The organism is Pandoraea oxalativorans (assembly GCF_000972785.3).
Lineage (GTDB): Bacteria > Pseudomonadota > Gammaproteobacteria > Burkholderiales > Burkholderiaceae > Pandoraea > Pandoraea oxalativorans.
Map to the genome: position 1 here is coordinate 159,056 of NZ_CP011518.2, position 18,436 is coordinate 177,491.

The 18,436-nt window shown below is 66.6% G+C and carries 6 protein-coding genes; 3 read left to right on the plus strand and 3 right to left on the minus strand.

Features of this window, described 5'->3' with window-relative positions; translation table 11 throughout:
* The first annotated feature begins 649 nt into the window (after positions 1-649).
* Positions 650-5,656 carry an AIDA repeat-containing protein gene (locus MB84_RS25435; protein WP_169835079.1) on the plus strand — a complete coding sequence of 1,669 codons (5,007 nt, stop codon included), beginning with the start codon at positions 650-652 and terminating at the stop codon, positions 5,654-5,656.
* A 585-nt stretch (positions 5,657-6,241) separates the two neighbouring features.
* Complete coding sequence (locus MB84_RS25440; protein WP_157122985.1) at positions 6,242-7,861, plus strand: hypothetical protein; 1,620 nt, start codon at positions 6,242-6,244, stop codon at positions 7,859-7,861.
* 1,168 nt (positions 7,862-9,029) lie between these two features.
* On the opposite strand, the gene MB84_RS25445 is transcribed toward MB84_RS25440, so the two are convergent.
* Both MB84_RS25445 and MB84_RS30810 read right to left on the minus strand, forming a co-directional pair.
* Entirely contained in the window at positions 9,030-10,865 is a 1,836-nt protein-coding gene (locus tag MB84_RS25445; RefSeq protein ID WP_052654444.1) for a leucine-rich repeat domain-containing protein, read from the minus strand.
* Between the two features lie 1,632 nt (positions 10,866-12,497).
* Positions 12,498-13,007, minus strand: a complete 510-nt coding sequence (locus MB84_RS30810) for a hypothetical protein (RefSeq protein WP_157122987.1) — start codon at positions 13,005-13,007, stop codon at positions 12,498-12,500.
* 679 nt (positions 13,008-13,686) lie between these two features.
* On the opposite strand from MB84_RS30810, the gene MB84_RS25455 reads away from it, so the two are divergent.
* Positions 13,687-15,186, plus strand: coding sequence for a hypothetical protein (locus MB84_RS25455; protein ID WP_052654448.1), 1,500 nt, complete (start codon positions 13,687-13,689; stop codon positions 15,184-15,186).
* Between the two features lie 2,035 nt (positions 15,187-17,221).
* Here the strand turns inward: MB84_RS25455 and MB84_RS25460 are convergent.
* Complete coding sequence (locus tag MB84_RS25460; RefSeq protein WP_052654450.1) at positions 17,222-18,076, minus strand: CPBP family intramembrane glutamic endopeptidase; 855 nt, start codon at positions 18,074-18,076, stop codon at positions 17,222-17,224.
* Positions 18,077-18,436: the final 360 nt, after the last annotated feature.

Here is an 18,436-nt window from a genome sequence, read left to right on the forward strand (position 1 = left end):
GGCCTTGTCACTCACGCCAAGCGTCGCCTCTCGCCTCATCCGCGGGACCCGCCGGCCTCACGGCCCTCGCACGGCACGTATCGGCGAAGCCGCCCGCCCCATTGCCGTCCCGCCACGACCAACCTCATCGCGCATCCACCGAACCCCCAAACGGCCCCGAACGCTCCCGAGCCCCCAATCGGGCCTAAACGCCCCTGACGCCCCTGACGCCCCTGACGCCCCCAAGCGCCGTTGACGGGCTCACCGGATGCTCGGTGTGCATGGCTCATGTTGCCCGGTCGCGAGATCGTGCCCCCGCGTCGCAAGGCACCGCGGTGGGGGATGGCGCCCCGCCTCGACGCCCGCCCCGACGGCCGCCGCGCCACGCTACCGCCGCGCCCGCTCAGGCGTCCCGATCCCGTTAGCGTCGGCGCCGGCGCGACGCCCTTCGCGTGTCACCCCCGCCGTCGGGCGCGCCCCGTGACAAGTAATAACGATTCCTAAGCGCTGCGGATTTTGCGGCGGGGTGGGGCGGTGTTGACAATGACTTCCTAGGCGTGCCGCGGGCCAACCCCCCGCAGGCAACCCAACGAATTGGCAGAGAGCGTCGCCGTCGATGCCGTCCGACGAAGCATCCGCGACATGTCAGCGCCGTGAGGAAAAAACTATCATGAAACGCCTTACCTTCCGCCGTAAATTCGGCACCCGCACGTTCGGTGCCAAGCGTCAACGCCTGCCCCGCTTGCTCCTGTTGATGCTGTGCGGCTTGGGCGGGATGCTCGCCCCTCTGCATGACGCCACGGCGTCGACCTACATTGTGTCCTCCGGCGCGACTCACACAGGGGGCACTTATGGGGGGATGTTTATCTACGCCGGGGGCACCGCCGTGAACGTCAACTTGACCGGCTCGGGCGACGCGGGCGGGTTTCCCAGTCCCTATGCCGGCTCGGCGATCTTTTTGGTGGTCAACGGCGTGGCCAGCGGTGTTCGCTTTCATGACTTTGTCAAAACGCCAATCCCCTTCCCGGACGGTTATCCCACCATCCTGGTGAATGCGGGCGGCAGCGCGGTCAACCTGAGCGTTTCGCAGACCAGTGGGGGCAGTACCGACACCTACATCGACCTGCGCGTGGCCGGCGGCACGGTCGTCAACCCGTCCATTTCAGGCGACGTGCGAGTGGGCATTGCGAGCGGCGGCATTGTCAGCGGCGGCACCATGACCGGCGGCAGCGTCAGTTTTGGTGCGACGACCCCGGGGACGCTGGACGGTGTGACCCTTAACACCACCTCCGTCAGTACCTTCCAAGGGGCAACGATCAGAAACAACCACATCACCGGCGGCGGCAATATCCAAGCAGGCTCGGGGATTACCCTGAGCGGTAACACGCTGGCGGGGGGGGTACAAGAAATTATCAATGCCGGCGCCACTGTCAATAGTGAAACACTGCTGGCGGGGGCGAGGCAGAGCTTACAGGGCGTCGTGACCGTCATCAATACCGTCGTGAGCTCCGGGGGTGCGCAGATCATTTACCCAGGTGGGAACGCCTTGTCGGCGATGATTCTGAGTGGCGGCATGCAGACGGTTTCGTCGGGCGGGTCGGCCACCAGCGCCCAGGTGAGCGGCGGCGGGACCCAGACCGTCTCATTGGGTGGGCAGGCGTTCAACACCACCGTCAGTAGCGGCGGCAATCAAGTGCTGTCGATGGGCGGGACGGAGTCGGGCACGCAGATCCTCGCCGGCGGCAGTCAGACGCTGAGCTCGGGCGCCGCCACCAACGGCACCCTATTTTCCGGCGGCAGTCAGTTCGTGCAGTCGGGCGCGAGTGCGAACCAATCCACCCTCGTCAATGGCGGCATGCAAGCGGTGCTGGGCGGTGGCACCGCCAGTGGCACCGTCGTGAGCCGAGGGGGCAATCAGATCGTCTCGTCCGGGGGCAGCGTGCCGGACGCGCACGTGCTCGCCGGTGGCAGCCAGACGCTCATGTCCGGCGTCACCTTGACCTCGGAAACGCTCTCTGGCGGCAGCCAATACGTCATGAACGGCGCCGTGGCCAACGCCATCGGCGTGACCAGTGGCGGCGCGCAGGTAATTTCGTCGGGCGGGCGCGCCAATTCCACGACCGTCTCCGCGGGCGCCGGGCAACAGGTGGCCTCGGGGGGGCGCGCCAGTGGGACGACCCTGCAAGCCGGCGCCACGCTTGACGTGCTGGCCGGGGGCGCGGCCTTTTCCGCGCTGGTGGCGGGCGTTGAGACCGTCGGCAGCGGGGGCACCGACACCGCGGCGACCGTGGCCGCCGGGGGCGTGCAAAACGTCGCCGGCACCGCGAGCCGCACCGCCATCCAAAGCGGCGGCTCGCAGTCCGTGCAAGGCGGCGGCCAGGCCAACAGCACCACCGTCTCCGGCGGCGGCACGCAGTCGGTGCTCGCCGGCGGCCAGGCCGACAGCACCACGGTCGCCGGCGGCGGCGTGCAACAGATCGGCGCGGGCGGCTCCGCCTTGAACACCCAACTCTCCGGGGGCCTCCAACAGGTGGCGGGCCTGGCCTCGGGCACCGTCGTCGGCGGCGGCGGCGAACAGCAAATCCAAAGCGGGGGGATCGCCAGCAACACCACCGTCAACGATCAAGGCCAGCAGACCATCAGCGCGGGCGGCTCCGCGGTCAGCACCACGGTCAACAGCGGCGGCGTGCAGACCATCCTCTCCGGCGGCTGGGCCAACTGGACCATCATCAACAGCGGCGCCGAGCAGCACCTGTTCTCGGGCGCCACCGCGCTGAACACCACCGTGAGCGGCGGTGGCGCGCAAACGCTCATGTCCGGTGGCGTCACCAGCAACGCGGTGATCGCGGCCGGCGGGGTGCAGAACGTCTCGCTCGGCGGTCTGGCCGTCAGCTCGACCATTGATTGGGGCGGCACGCAACAAATCTTCTCGGGCGGCACCGCGCTCGACACCGTGATCAACAGCGGTGGCACGCAGACGGTGGCCTCGGGCGGCACCGCGAGCGGCGGCGTGATCAACAGCGGCGGCACACAGACCGTCTCGGTGGGCGGCTCGGCCTTGGACGCCTCCCTGGCCGGCGGCACGCAGTCGGTGGCCGGGCGCGCGTGGCGCACGCAAGTCTCCAGCGGCGGCCTCGAGACCGTGCTCGCCAACGGGCAAACCAGCGGGACCGTGGTCTCCGCCGGCGGCGTGCAGTCCGTTGCGTCCGGCGGCACGAGCTTCGAGACGCGCTTGCTCGCCAGCGGCAGCCAAACCGTGCAAGGCACCGCCTCGCGCACCGTGATTGACAGCGGCGGCGTGCAAACCGTGGACACCGGCGGCCTGGCGGTGAGCGCCGCCGTCAACGGCGGCGGCGTGCAAACGGTGCTCAGCGGGGGCACCGCCAGCGCCAGCACGATCGCCGCGGGCGGCCTCCTGTCGGTGAGCGGGCGCGCCCAAAGCGTGTCGATCCAGTCGGGCGGCGTCGAGACGCTCGCCGCGGGCGGGGTCGACACGGGCGCGGGCATCTCCGCGGGCGGCCTGCAAAACGTGGGCGCCGGCGCCAGCGCTCTGGACGCGATGATTTACGCGGGCGGCCTGCAATCGGTGAGCGCCGGCGGCCTCGCCAGTGGCACCGATATCGACACCGGCGGGACGCAGCAAGTCTTAGCGGGCGGCAGTGCGCTGGACACGGCGGTCAACACCGGCGGGGTGCAAACGCTCGCCTCGGGGGGCATGGCGCTGGGCACCGTGCTGTACGGCGGCCGCCAGGAGGTGGGGGCCGGCGCGCTCGCGCAGAGCACCGTGGTGGACTGGGGCGGCCAGCAAAACGTCTCGGGCACCGCCTCGGGCACCGTGCTGAACGCGTCAGGCACACAGACCCTGCTCTCGGGGGGCGTGGCGTGGGACACCGTGATCAATAACGGCGCCACCCAGGACGTGTTGGCGGGCGGCGTGGCCAACCGCACCACGGTCAATTTCGGCGGGCTGCAGTATATCGACGGCGCCACCGAGGGCGTGGCCAACGATACCGTGGTGAGCGGCGGCGGCGAGCAAGAGCTCGCCTCGGGCGGCACCGCCAATCGCACGACGCTGAACGGCGGCACCCAAACCGTGTCGTCGGGCGGCCTCGCCAATATCACCACCGTCAACAGCGGCGGCCTCCAAGACGTGCTCGCCGGCGGCGTGGCGAGTGGCACGCAGGTCAACAGCGGCGGCACCGTCACCGGCGAGGGCACCCTCATCGGCGCCACCGTCGGCGCGGGCGGCACGCTGCTCGCCGACCAACTCGGCGCGGGTCTCACCGCGCAAAACACGCTCACCTTCGGGAACGGCGGCGTCTATCGGGTGGCGGTCGACGCGAACGGTGCCACGGGACGCACCACGGTGCTGGGCGACGTGGCCATCGGCGACGGCACGTGGCTCTCGGTCGCGCCGCTGCCGGGCAACTACGCCGCCAAAACGGTGTACACCGTGCTGACCTATACCGGCGCGCGCACCGGCACCTTCACGAATTGGACCTCGGACTTTGCCTACCTCACCCCGACGATCCTGTACCCGAACGGCGCCGTGCAGCTCGAGCTCGATCGCAATGACGTGCGCTACGGCGATGTGGGCCGCGGCATGAACGAACACAACGTGGGCGAAGCGCTCGAAGGCATCTACGGGCAGGGCGGCAATGCGCTCACCGACCAGCTCAATGTGATGACCACGCCGCAAGCCGAACAGACCCTCAAGCTGCTCGCGGCCGACGAAATTCCGACCTACCTGAGCGTGGCCGAGCAGCGCATGGACACGTTCTACACGACCGTGGCGGGCCGACTCGCGCAAGCGTCACGCGAGCCGCAATCGGACACGGTGCGCCGCGGCGCGTGGGCGCAGCTGCAGTACAACGGCCTGCACACCGCCGGCCAGATGCCGCAGGGCTCGCCCTCGGTGACCGCCAACCTGGGCTCGATTGCCGCCGGCTACGACCGCGCCCTCAATGACCAGGTGCGCGTGGGCGCGGCCGTGTCGGTGGAGCTGGGCAGTCTGCAATTCAAGGATCGTAACGCCAGCGGCAAAAGTACCGGTGCGCAGCTGCTCGCCTATGGCAGCGTCGAGCCGCTCGGCACGCGCTTTTATGTCAACGCCATGGTGGGCATGGGGGGCTGGCACAACCAGCTCGATCGGCGCCTGAGCGTCGGCCCGCTCGCCGAGCGCGCCAGTGGCGGGTTCAACACCGAAGCGGTGGGCGCGTATGCCGAAGGCGGCATGAAACTCGCCTACCGCGCGCTGGAGATCCGCCCGTACGTGGGCACGCGCCTGAACTGGATCCGGCAGGCCGGCTTTAGCGAAAGCGGCGCGCCGCTCATGGGGGTGAGCGCCGACAGTATGAGCACCACCAACCCGGCCACCTTGTTGGGCGTGCGGGTGGCGAGCGCGACGGGGTGGGCCAAGCTGTCCTGGGAAGCGAACGTGGCCTGGCAGCACCGCTATGGCAATACCTCACAGCGCGCGCTCCTCGCGTTTAACGACGGCCCCGGTTATAACTGGACCGTGTTCGGCACGCCCTTGGATCGGGACACGGCGCACGTCGATGCGACGCTGCGCTACGCCGTCAAACCCCGTTCGACCGTGTTCCTGCGCCTGGCCACCGATGTGGGCGCGTCGACCACGGTGTATGCGATCAACGCCGGCGCGCAGGTGAAGTTTTAAGTGCCGTGCGGTGTGCCGTGCGCGCGCCGGCGCTCACATGTGCGCACAGGTGCTCGCATGTGCTCACAGGCGCCGGGCGCGCTCGTTCACGCGACGCGCCCGCCGCCCGCCGTCCGCCGCGGGCCCCTCGACGCCCCCACCCGCATGTCGGGGTCGAACCACGGCGGTGCGCGGGCCGCGCTCGTTCACGCGACGCGCCCGCCGCCCGCCGTCCGCCGCGGGCCCCTCGACGCCCCCACCCGCATGTCGGGGTCGAACCACGGCGGTGCGCGGGCCGCGCATCGTGACTCGCGGGCCCCTCACGGCCGACCCGTGCCACCGCCGGCGGTGTCGCCCTGCGTCACGCGGCGGGCGTGTCGCCTCTCGTGACCGTCCGCCCCCCGGGGGCCCCGCAGGGGGCCGAGCCCCCGCTCACTCCACCCACTCGCCTCCGAGGAGGAAGACCCCATGCGTCTCGGTCCGCTCAATCGCGCGATGTACACCTACGCTTTTCCCACCTTCGCATCGACGTTCGACCAACGGTTCGAGGCGTTGACGTGCCGGGACTTCGAGTCGATCCGGGCCTGTCAAGGGCTCACGGAGTTTGTGTCGCGCGCGCGCGCCTATGTGGCGACATGGGGCAACGAGGGCTTTGGCGACGACGTCCTCCGGTTTCTGACGGGCCGCCAGGTGACGTTGCCAAACGGGTTGGCGCCGCCGGACCCGGAGATTTCCGTCGACGTCAACAACATCCTTGAGCGTCTGCTGCACATCGATCGACCGACAGAGTCCGGGACCCGCGAGATTCATGAAACGACGACCGATCAACTCCGTGCCTTAGCGGCTCGGTTGCCCGACGCCGCCGAACTGGCGGCGCGCGCCACCACGTGGGGGGTGCCGAAAATGGTCGTCCGCGAGAAGGGTGTGCCGAAAACGTTGGACGTCGAGCAAAGTGTCGCGAAAACGTCCGACATCGAGAAAAGTGTGCCCACAACGTCGGACATCGAGCAGCGTGTCCCGAAAACGTTGGACGTCCAGACACGTGTGCCGACCACGTCCGACATCGAGCAAAGTGACCCGAAAACGTCCGACATCGAGCAAAGTGTGCCGACAACGTCGGACATCGAGCAGCGTGTCCCGAAAACGTGGGACGTCCAGACAGGTGTGCCGACCACGTCCGACAGCGAGCAAAGTGTCGCGAAAACGTCAGACGTCGAGCAAAGTGTCGCGAAAACGTCAGACGTCGAGCAAAGTGACCCGAAAACGTTGGACATCGAGCAGAGTGTCGCGAAAACGTCCGACATCGAGCAGAGTGTCCCGAAAACGTCCGACATCAAGCAAAGTGTCCGGAAAACGTCAGTCATTCAGAAAAGTGTCCGGAAAAAGTTCGACGTCTGGGAAGATGACCTGTCGCAATGGATTATCCCGTCTCGCGTCGTCCCCTCGAGCTTCGAGGCCCGGTTCGACGCCTTGGCACTCGAGGACATCGCGTCGCTCGTGGACTGTAAGGCGCTCCAGAAGTTTTTGCCGAGCGCGCTCAGCTACTTGGCGAAGTGGGGCAAGGGCGGTCATAGCGCCGACGTCATCTGGTTTCTGACGGGCGACACGGAGACGTTGCCAAACGGCTTGGTGCCCCCGGACCCGGCGATTCCCGTCGACGTCAAAAACATCTTGGAGCGTCTGCTGCACGTGGCGCCGCTTATCAAATCGCGCACACTTCACGTGCCGGAAAAAAATATTGATCAACTCCGTGCCTTAGCGGCACGCGTGCGGGAGCCGAGCCAACGGCCCACGCTCGACACAGAAGCGTTTGGCACGTGGCGCCACGACGGCGGGCCGACTTCGGACACCTCGGCATTCCAACAGCGGCTCGAGGGCTTGTCACGCGAGCAATGGACGAAGCTCAATGAATGCGAGGGGCTTTGGGAGTTTGTGGCGCGGGCCAAGCAATTTTTATCCACGCCCCGATACCGTCACCATAGCGAAGCGGTGGCCCACTATTTGATGGGCAAAGTCAACACGTTGCCCGACGCGCTGCCGGCCCCGGACCCGGCGATTCCCAAGGACGTCAAAAAGTTGCTCAAGACCTTACTGCGCACCCACGCCTATGGGGTGTTCTTTTGGAAAATCGAATCGACTCAAAAGATTTATCAAAAATTGGACGCTCTCACGGTCTTCCGATTTACTGACGAGCTCAACGAGGGCCGCGCCTCGGTGCGCACCTAAGTCGCCCCCGTGGCCGGGTTGGCGGGCCTTGATGCCGCCCCCCGGCGTGCGGCGCGGATCGGTACGGCCGCGCCGCCGCGGCCGGTGCGCCTCGGCCACACCTTCGTCGCGCTCTACCGAAGCCCGCGGGATGGACGCCATGGCGCGCCAGCCGGCCTGCAGCCGTGCCATGCCGCGCCCGCAGGCCGATCGTCTCGTCTTGAGCTCGACCCGGTACCCGATGGGCGCCGCACTCCCGCCTCTCGCCGATCAACGCGCGCGAGCGCCGGCGCTCGGCGCCTGCCGCGCGCCGCCGCGCAGCGGGGCCCGCGCACGTCACGGCGCCGGCCTCCCCCGTCGCGCCGATGGCGTGACCGTGGGGGGACGCGCGACGGCGCTCGCCTCGCGGGCATGCTCGGGTGGTTCGGATGGGCGGGGCCGGCCGGCATGCCCCATAAAAAAATCTTCAAACACCCACGGCGCTCGAGTGACGTAGCGATCTCGTTCAAAGACCACCGTTTTCCGCCGGACGTGAGGCGCGATTGGGTGGCGCGGTACGACAGTTTTTCACCGGGCCTGCGCATAGACGCGGAAAGGTCGGCCGGGCGGGGGGCTGACGTGCGAGACGGTACGGCGCCGGGCGACGAAGTTCGATCGGGCCATCGGCACGCGCCTTCGAGCGATGCGATCAAGGTCCTCGGCGCATGGCGTGAAGTGCGGGCGCCATGGGGGCGCTACGCGGGCGCCGCCAAAGGGCTCACGCGCCGCCCGCGCAGCGCCCGCTCAAACTCGGCGTCAAACCCCGTCACACCGCCCGCTCCCAGGGTCGGACCCCCGGGCGGCGCATTCGCCCCTGCGCCGCGGGGTCGGGAGACGCTGATGCTTGGCGCCAAGTCGGCACGCCTCACCTCGGCACGCCTTAAGTCGACGCCCATGGCAGCGCTGCGCCTCAGTCCCTGCGCCGGTGCCGAGACGGTTCATGGCGTGCCGCTATCGCCCCTACACCCCGCCATGCCGAGCACCAATGCGCGCGGCGTCGCCCACCGCGAGGCGAGAGGGCGGCGTAAGGAGGGCCTAAGGAGGGCTCAAGGAGGGCTTAAGGAGGGCTCAAGGGCGCCGTCTCCGACCTCTGCCGACGTGGCGCGTCGTCAACCCGGCCGCCTGAACAACCTCACAGTACCCGAGGGTCTTATCCTCGTTCGTGCAGGTCCCTGGCCGGTTTGCGGAGCTGGGTTCTGATGATCAGAGGCCGCTTTTTGCCACGGTCGCCCGCATTTCGCTCAACGACCGGCGCGTGCCCATTCGCGGCCGCCCCGCGCCCGGAGGGGCCGACCGTGGCTTGCCAGTCAGCGACGGGGTCGTCCAAGTCGGCGAGGGGATTACGCCATGGGACGGTGGGCACCAAACGGCTGCGCACACGATCCCGGCGCTCTGCGGCCATCTCGTCGGCCGTGCCGACTCCCTCAGGGCCGCCCGGCGCCGTGATTTGAAGTGCGGAATCCCGGACAATGCCCGTGGGGTCCCGCGGCACGCCCCGCAACGCGGCGGCTTCTTTCAGGCCCTTACGCACCTTTTCGGGATTCGCGCAGATGGCCGCCAATTGGAATAACGTCAGCTTTTCAGCCTCAAACACAAACTGGCTCAAATACTCGACGCCTTCGCTGGAGAACATGGTGTGCCGAATGATTAGGGTTACAGAGTTTAGTCCTTTAATCTCTGTTAACGCCAAACAAAGTTTTTTAATAAAATTATTGTCAACACTAAAATTATCTCCGGCATTAATCATCAGATTTTTAAGGAAGCCGAGGTGCCGCAGTTTCGTTATTTCCCGGGCGAATTCTTCCTTTCCAATTCCCTTCATTGACTCCATATTGAGTTGTAGCGTTTCGATCTTGTGCAGTGCAAGTGAATTAAAGAGCTCCCCAATAGATGATGACGGAAATGTGTTGCCGGAAATCCCAAGGACAAGTTTTTGCAGATTGACAAGTTGGGGTATTGCCATCGCCAGATCGGCGAGAACATCATAGTCGTCAGTGGGCTTGCGAAACGCCGATCGGTTGAGATCCAACTCCAGACTGCGCAGGCCCCTCACCTCGCTTATTGCCGAAAGAAGTGGCTTCAGTATCTCGATCCTCTCTCTTCCGCCAGCCGCTCTTTCGGGCGTGCTACCACAAAAGCCCAAAGAGATGTTTTCCAGAGAACTACTGTGTTTCTTTATATAATCCGACAATTCTTCGATTTTCTTGGCTGAAATTAATTGGCAATCCAAAAAATGAAATTCGAAATAGGTGACAGGAACATTTATTGCGCGAAACAAATTCGTTTGCCTAATCAGGGAGAGTGAGGGGTTGTAATTAATTTGCGGCAACTTCACATCGATACGGCTGGACCAATATTTAATTCCTCTGGGCGCCCCGTCTTCTCCTGTTGAGGTGGTGTGAGTAAAGGTTTGTTTGAATGAGATGCCATTGATATTAATCGTCAATGACTTAAGGCCGGGAAAGCGTTTTAATACCTTGCAAATCGGATTTAAAATTTTATCGTGGAAATTAGGTGGAGCGGATCCGTTTACGCCAATTTCAAAGTGCTGCAGCGTGCGCCAGTTGTCCTTAAAAAATTCTTTGATCATCAAAAAGTCTTTGCGGGAGGTTTTCTCGTAATAATCAAAATAATATTTGAAGTGGGTTTGAGGAATCTTCATGCTGTGAGCCAGACTGATTTTCCTCATCAACCGCGCTGCTGAACCCCGGTCGATGTCCGTCACGATGACGCCGACATCATGTAGATGCGGCTTCTTTACTTTGAGAGCCTTTCCGAGGCCGAGCGCATCGAGTTCCGGCGCCTCGTCGAGTTCCGGCGCCTCATCGAGAATCCGGGCCTCATCGAGATCCTGAGCGACATCGGCTACCCGGTGCTTGATCGCCGGGACAATGGCCTGCTCAAGACGCGTCTCCGCGGCCATCGAAGCGAAGTCAGGACGGGCGATAACGACTCGGTATTTAAGGTAGTTAAAGTGGGACGTCATATTGCATCTCCAAGAAGGAACAACGGACGGGTGGCAGTCTCACCAAAGCTGGCAGACTCCGGCCGGGTATCCGCCGGGGAGCGAGACTGTGCCGGCGCCATCCGGCGCCATCCGGCGCCATCCGGCACCGGCTTGCGCGCCAGCCGGTGAAGCGGGGGTCCGGCGTGAGGCCCTGAATCGTGTCGCTTCACGACATCGGTGGCCGGACCAGGTGTTAAGCGCATGCGAAGCGACGCACACGCGCGCCTTGCGTTGCCTGCACAGCCCTCTGACGGGGCGTGAGCGACGGGAAAGCGCATCCCCGCCTGCCACGCCGGCATAGGGCCCTGAGCGTGTCAGGCGCGGCCCTCGGCGCAGCCCCCGGTGGAGCGCATGCCGGCAACGCCTGAGCACGCGCCCCGCAATCACCCCACACTCACTCGCGTCGGCACGCGGGGACGCGGGGACGCCGTCTTAGACTCTGGTATATCGGCAGTCCGCAATAAGTGCTTTCGCAATCCGGATGTAAACCCCGGTTTATGCCACGGAAGCCTCGCATCGCCTTTGCGTGAGGCCGACAGCGTGCGCGAGGGCCTTCGCGCCCGGGCCGATGGCGGCCGGTCCGTCACCCGCCACGCCACTGCGGCGTCACGCCATCGCTCGGCGCGGCACCTTTCTCGCGGACACGCCTGCGCCCGATCTTGGCCGGCCTGTCCGCCGTGAGCACCCGGGCGGGCCCTGCTCTGCGGTTGAGCCGGGCATTGCGCCACGTGCGTCAACGCTCGATGCAAACTCCCCCCTGCCCAGGGGCGGTCCTTGGTGCGCCTCTCGGGGCGCCGCGACGGCGAGCTCAGCAGCCACCTCAGCAGCCACCTAAGCTGCCACATAAGCACAGCCACAAAATCTGACTTGCGCACCGCATGGCCCGCGAGGCCAAGTCCGACGGTTTGATCTGCGTCTTCGACATCGCCCGCCCATTGCGTTCTCTTGCGCGCCCGCGCTTCACCGGGCGGCGCCCGCGCAAAGGACGTTGCGCCAACCGACTTTCCGCGCATTCGCACATTCACACTTTCGTTTACCGAGGGCGTTATGAACGGTGCCCGGTTCCCGTGTCGCAAACTCCCGGTCGCTGATCGGGGCCGGCATTTGACTCGCCGTCCTCGACGCCGCCCGCTCACCGGCCCCCTTCCTTTGCGGCCTCGGCGCGAGACGCCGAGCGATGCACGCGAGCCCCGCCTGCCGCACTCCTCTTGCGTGCGCGGTGCCTCCCGAAGGTCGGCGAGAGCGATGGTCGTGTGTCGGTCCTGCCCGCCTCCCGAGATCGCGAGCACCGAGACGAGCACCGACCCCGGGGAGATTTTTGGTTGCTTCAAACTTCGGCCGAGCCTTCGGGCTGGTGGGAAACCGCGGAACGCGAACGGGGCGGAAGCGGCGATGCGCCGCATAGTCGTCCCGGCGAGGAGGGGGGCAAGTCGACGACGATGCGTCGCCGTTACCCTATAAGCAGGGGTTGGTCTGTCGAGCTTGAGCGCTTAACTGCGCACTCCGTCAGCAGTCGGGTCGCCGAGAACGGGGATCCCGCGGAACTCGGTTCACGGTCGGAGACCCGGATGTTTGTTCCGCTCGAACGCACCGCGGTGCACAACCCCTTCGTTATGCAACACCGCGCTGACCGTCGGCAACGCCTCGCGCGCTCGAGTGATATCGAGTGATATCGAGTGATATCGAGTGATATCGAGTGCCGGTGAGCGCTGCGATGAAGCCACCCATCGACTTGAAATTGTTAACGGGCGACGATGATTCGCCCCATGACGCACGGCAGCGGGCGTGCCGTGCGGTCTGCGCCATCACGACGCCCTTACAGGAGCCACGATGTCGATCGATCACAACGCCCGGGTGCCGCCCGATGACGGCGAGTGCTTCGTGCAGCACAACGGCCGCCACCCGTCCACCGCCGGCAACGGCTTCCCGATGCGACGCCGCCACGCCGCGCGGCGTGCGCTGGAAACGGCGGCGTGCGTCGGAGGTCACGACCTGCGCTTTGACGGCAAGTGGCATGCAAGTATCCGCATGCCCTACGACGAACAGACCGATAGCGATTGCCGGCAACTCGGCGGCTTCGATGATCGCTTCGCCGCTATGCGAGCCCTTTGGGCGCATCACGACGAAGCGGCCCCTTCCGCCGTGCCCGTGACGGATGCGAGCGCCCCCGGTCAATGCCACGGGTGAGGTGAGAACCCATGCATTGGGGATCGGCCAGGCGCGCGACGCGCGACCCGGATCTGAAGAATCAGCAGGCGCCGCCACGCGCGGCCGGGGCGACCGGATTTTCGCCGAGCCGATCACGCGTATCCGGCGCGCTCGCCCGCAGTCTCGCCGAGCGGTGGGACGACACGCAGGGTGTGAACGGTGGTCGCGGGCCCGGCCGAATGCGAGCGCCGCCTGACCGGTGAGCGCACCGGCCGTGCGCCGCGCCGCCGCTCAGGCGCACGGCACGAAGTCCGGCCGCGGGCGTTAGCGCGCGCCGGCGCGGCTCAAGCATCGCTATCCACCGGTGGATGTAGGGCAGGCGAGTCGTCAGGACATTGCCAAGCTGTTGCGCATCGCTCGATCAACGCGTTCAACGCGATCAACGCGCTGTCGTGTGCGCTCGCACTCCGACCGAGCGCGCTGACGAAAGTGCAAGCCGCTCCCGGCCGCCCCGCGGGCGCACCGATCATAACTTCAGGTGTTGACCCGATGCCCGCCACCGACGGCGTCGCCTACGCTCAGACTCCCGTTAGCGGCCCCGGGCCGCCTGTCCCCCTCTGACCTCCCCCAGGTTTGCCATAGGAGTTTTCTAATGCTTCACAACGTCTTACGTCCCCCCAAGAACGTTGCCCCACGCCAGGACGTCGAGGTGCACACCGCGCCGCCAGGCCTGCCGGCCGTGCCGCACGACCTGGATTTCGGTAATGACGCACAGGTGCTCGCGATGCATCGGGAACTGACCGAGGCCCTGGAGCGGCAGCCCGAGTGGGCCTCGACCGTGGACGGCGACCCCCGGGTCGCCGGCGCCTTCGCAAGCCTCATCCTACACCGGTACGCCGCGGCGCGGCAGGCCGCTCCGGACGCGATTCCGGATGCCTGGCAGGCCGCCCAAGCGATCGTCGCGGCACACCTCTCGCCCACCGGCAATGAGGAGCTCCGACGCACCCTGGCCACCGACGCAGCCCCCCAGGGGATTTTTGCCCAACTGGGGGATTCGGGTCGGTTGTGTTTGACCGCCCAAGTGTGCCATCGAGACGCGGACGCGCACGTGCTCGACCGGCGTTGGGCGTTGGCCGTAAGCGATTACGCCACGGCCAAGCTCGCCTACGCGCAGGTGCCGGGCTCCGAGGCGACGGTGAAAGAGCTGGACCGACTGGCGACGCTCGCGCAAGCGCAGGCAAATCAACAAAATCAACACGTCGAGACGAAGCTCAGCCTGCTGTGGGAACGCGCTCAGGCGTTGGCCGATCAGCCCGAGGCGGCGGCTCCTATTTACATGAAGATCGGTCGCTTAACGTTCGAGCACCATGTCACACTCGACGACGTCGAGGCCCTCCAGGCCACCCTGCAGGACGCCGCCAAGGCCTTCGCCGCGGCATCCGCCCGCTACACCGACAGGGGGCAGACCGCGAAGGCCCTCGACGCCGATCTGAGGGCCGCACACGCCTTGGATTGCGGGCTGCAGTACCAAAAAGCCGCGGCCCTCTACACCAAGGTCAAGCAAGGCTTGCTCGCACGGCAAGACGTTCATAAGGGGAGCCATGGTGCCGAGCGGGCCGACATCGACGCCCATAATGCTAAATACGCCGAAGACCGAGCCCGTGCAGCCGACATTCATCGGCTACTGTACCGTACGGCGGTCGACTTCGCTAAAAGCGGCCAAGACGCCGAGGCGGCAAAGAGCTACGAGTCCCTCGCATGGATGCATCAGCGGGCGGGGCAACCGGTGCAGGCCGGGCTGCTCTTGCGTCTGGCCCAGGCGTGCCACGTGCGCGTCGCCCAGCGGCAGATGACCGCGGCACAGGACTTCGCGGCACAGGGTAAATACGCCCGGGCAGGGCATATTTACGCCGACGCGCAGGAAAGGTTTCGACTGGCCGATCAGCCCCAACAGGCCCAGGAGGCCAAGGAGGCCAAAAAGCTCGCCTACGCCAGAGCGGAGGCTCAGTCCAAGCTGTTTGAGCAGCTCGCGCAGGCCATGGGGGCGCACACCACCAAGGTCGATCAGAACCAACCAGGCGGGGTGGAGAACACCCCACTGGTCAACCGGCTCCAACAACTTTTGCGGGAATTCCCAGACGCACTGCCCTAAGGGTTCGACGGGTTCAGACGCACATGCCGAGCGGCGCGGGCGGCACGTGAGAGCGTTGGTTCTGTCGCGATAACGAAGGTGCGCCGAAGCGAAGCCCGGGGCGCGCCGGGGGTGCTGTCACGTTGGCGCGGGCGTTGGCCTATCGAGCGTGACCGGCCGAGTCTCAAGCAAACCGGTGCCCTCGGCCGCGATGACGGCCGGGGGTGGCGCGGCTGCCCCCGCCACCCCGAGCCTCGCCGCCTATGGCTGCCTCATCGCTCGATGGGCTCGACGGGCTCGATGGTGCCGGTGGGGCCAGTGGCTCAGCATCAAATCGGCCAACGAAGTTTAAAAAACACCAAGGAACGCCCCGCACCTGCCATTCCCGCGCATGGCATGGCGCGCGGCCGTCCGACGCGTGCAACGTCACCTTCCTCTCGCCCTCGCCGGGCGTATTCAAGCGGTGCAATCGACGTCCGCGGGGCGCGGCGACCCAGCGACACAGCGACAAAGCGACACACGGCATCTTGACGAGGGGGCGTGACGATCGATGGCAAAAAGCACGGGCTGTCGCGGGCGGTGGAGCGGGTGGGGAAGACTCCGATGTGAGGCGTTAAGTCGGCTCGCCCATGGCAGCGCTTCACCTCAGTGCACGCGCGGGCCTGGAGCCGGTGCATGGCGTGGCGCTATCGCCGCATGCCGAGCAGGGCGCGAGGGCCGGTCAGGCAATCGCTCGCGCTCAAAGGGACGCAGGGCGCAGGGACGCAGGGTCGAAGGCGGGCTGTCGGCAGCGGTCGGCCCGCGTGTCCACCGGTCATCGCGTCACGCCGACATTTTCTCCTCAAGACGCAGAGGTCTTGCACACCGCTCGCGCGGGATCCGCCGCGACAACGGCGTGCGACGCCGTTGGCCGTTGCCCCCACGGCGCGAACCCGCGCCCTTTGGGGCGGTCAAGCTCGTGCGTTGAGCACGCACGGCGGTGGTCGAATGATCCGCGTGTCGTCGCGCCGCCCGTCGCAATCCCTCTGTCGCAAACCTTCTGTCGCAAACCTTCTGGCGCAGCGCCCGGGGGGCGTTCACGGATCGAGGCGCAACCCTCGTCAGCAGGGCGAACCCGCAGGCGCGTACGGGCTTTGCGTCGATCGCCACAGCCAGTGGGGCGGCGGCACGTTCCCCGTGGCCTAATAGCCAAAGTAACCGCTGAAGAGCGCGGTAATGGCGTGATGGAGCGTGTCCGCCGACACCGGATACGTCTCACCACAGTGCCCGCATACCCATGGTTCGGGCGGACTCGACGAGAGTTCGCTGATCAGCTTGTGATTACTCCCGTCACAGTGGCTGCAGTGGGTGATCACGGGTAAGTCGAACCAAAAGTCCCAAGTCAGGAGGGCACGCAGAAATTTCATGGAGCGGTTCTCCCGGCATCAGGTCCGCCTCAGAAGCGCAGCGTCCCGCAACATGCCGATAGTGTTCAAGGCGAAGCACCGTGGGGCATCCCGCCGGCCGGTGCGTGCGACGCCGCAACCCCCGCGGTGCGGGGGGAGGGCGGTGATCGGCGCCGGCGGACCGCGCGCTGATCGTGTCATCGAAAGCCCCCTTGGCGCTCGACAAGCGGGACGCGTGCGCGGGGGGCGCATGGCGGCGCGGGGGCCGGTGGGCTTGAGGGTGGGACCGCCGCAGAGGCTCGCCCTTGTCGGGCGGCGTCGACGCGCCACTACACGCGACACGCGGGTATGACCCTCACCCACGACCCGAGGCCGTGGCCGGGCGTGGCCGCCACGCCCGGGTTCCCGGCAAGGGGACAAGGGTCGTGACAGCCGCAGCGTAACCGTCCTGCGGGCGGCGCGCTTCCGGGATCGCGCGCAAACTTTCCGATTTCGGCGACGGGAGGGGCCATCGGGGGAACCCCGCGGCAGGCACGGCACGATCGACCCCGCCCGCCGAGGCCGCGGCCGTGGCCCAATGGCTGATCACGCGACGGCGCCGCCTCGCGATCGGACAGCGCGCGCGACCCCGTTGCTCTAACGCCCGCGGGGGGCGGGTCGCGTGCGCTCCGTCACCCGGGCCGGGTCGCGGCGAGCATCGGATAGGTGAAGAGGAAGAAGTGCGCCACGTTCAGCCCCCCGTGCGCGAGCACCGCCGCGGCCAGCCCTCCGCCGCGGTAGGCCCAGCCGTAGCCGAGGCCCGCCACCATGGCGAACCCCCTCCAGGGCCACCCCCCGGCGACATGCGCGAGACCGAACACGGTCGCCGCGACGCCAAGGGCGATTTCGTCTGCGTAAGGTTGCGCTCCGAGCCAACGGCGCAGACCGCCCTGCAGGTAGCCGCGGAACAGCGCTTCTTCGACCAGCGAGACGAGCAGCAGATTATTGAGCAGCCAGAGCCCACTGACGGACGGCCATTTCGGTGCCCACTTGACCAGCCCGAGCAGCACCGCCATCAGCCCACAGCTCACGAGGGTCATCACCAGGGCACCGAGCCCCACCCGCAGCGATCCCCACCCGACTTGCGGGCGCCGAATCCACGGTAGCACCAGCAGCAACCAGAAGCCCGCCAGGGGCTTGTCCAGATTGAGGTACATCGTAAATGGCACCGCATCGGCGGTGAAGCGTTCGGGGCCGATCACGCGGGGATTATGAAAGCCCGGGAGCCAATGCAGGCTGAGCGCGATGGCGAGCCCCACGAATACCGCGTGCCCGAGGCCGCGCAAATACCGTGGGCGCCGGGGCGACACCGCATAGGCGGCCGCGAACAGGCCCGTGATCGGCAACAAGGCCCAGGCATCCATCTGCCCACCCGCCAGCGCCGCGCCATAGCCGATCGAGAGCAGCCCCAGACTCAACCACCGAGCCGCGGGCCACCATAGCGCCAGCGCGGCGGGGAAAATGGCGATCCATGGCACGACGAACATGGGCGTGTCTCCTTCATGAGTGAATGGCCATGGCAGGGTCGATGCCAAGTCCGATACCAAGTCCTATGCCACGTCCTATGCCACGTCCTATGCCACGTCCTATGCGCGGGCACCCGACCGCAGCGCGCGTCAGCATGGTTTATTCCCATGCGATGCGCATCGCACTGCCTTGGGCTCTGCTGCGCGCATGCCCCTGAGGATGATCGACTGGCGTCGCACACCACCGTCCCCGCAGCGCATCTTGCACGCTCGGCGCATCCGCGATCGCCACGTCAGCCATCTCGTCCCGTCCCCGGCGGCGCAACGGGAACACGACCGACCGGAGCGGGTGTGCATCGACACGGCCTCGGGCGAGGGCGT

Excerpts from the sequence above, each read along its gene's own strand:
- MB84_RS25460 (WP_052654450.1), bottom strand. The coding sequence starts at position 18,076 with ATGTTCGTCGTGCCATGGATCGCCATTTTCCCCGCCGCGCTGGCGCTA.
- MB84_RS25445 (WP_052654444.1), bottom strand. The coding sequence starts at position 10,865 with ATGACGTCCCACTTTAACTACCTTAAATACCGAGTCGTTATCGCCCGT.
- MB84_RS25435 (WP_169835079.1), top strand. The coding sequence starts at position 650 with ATGAAACGCCTTACCTTCCGCCGTAAATTCGGCACCCGCACGTTCGGT.
- MB84_RS25455 (WP_052654448.1), top strand. The coding sequence starts at position 13,687 with ATGCTTCACAACGTCTTACGTCCCCCCAAGAACGTTGCCCCACGCCAG.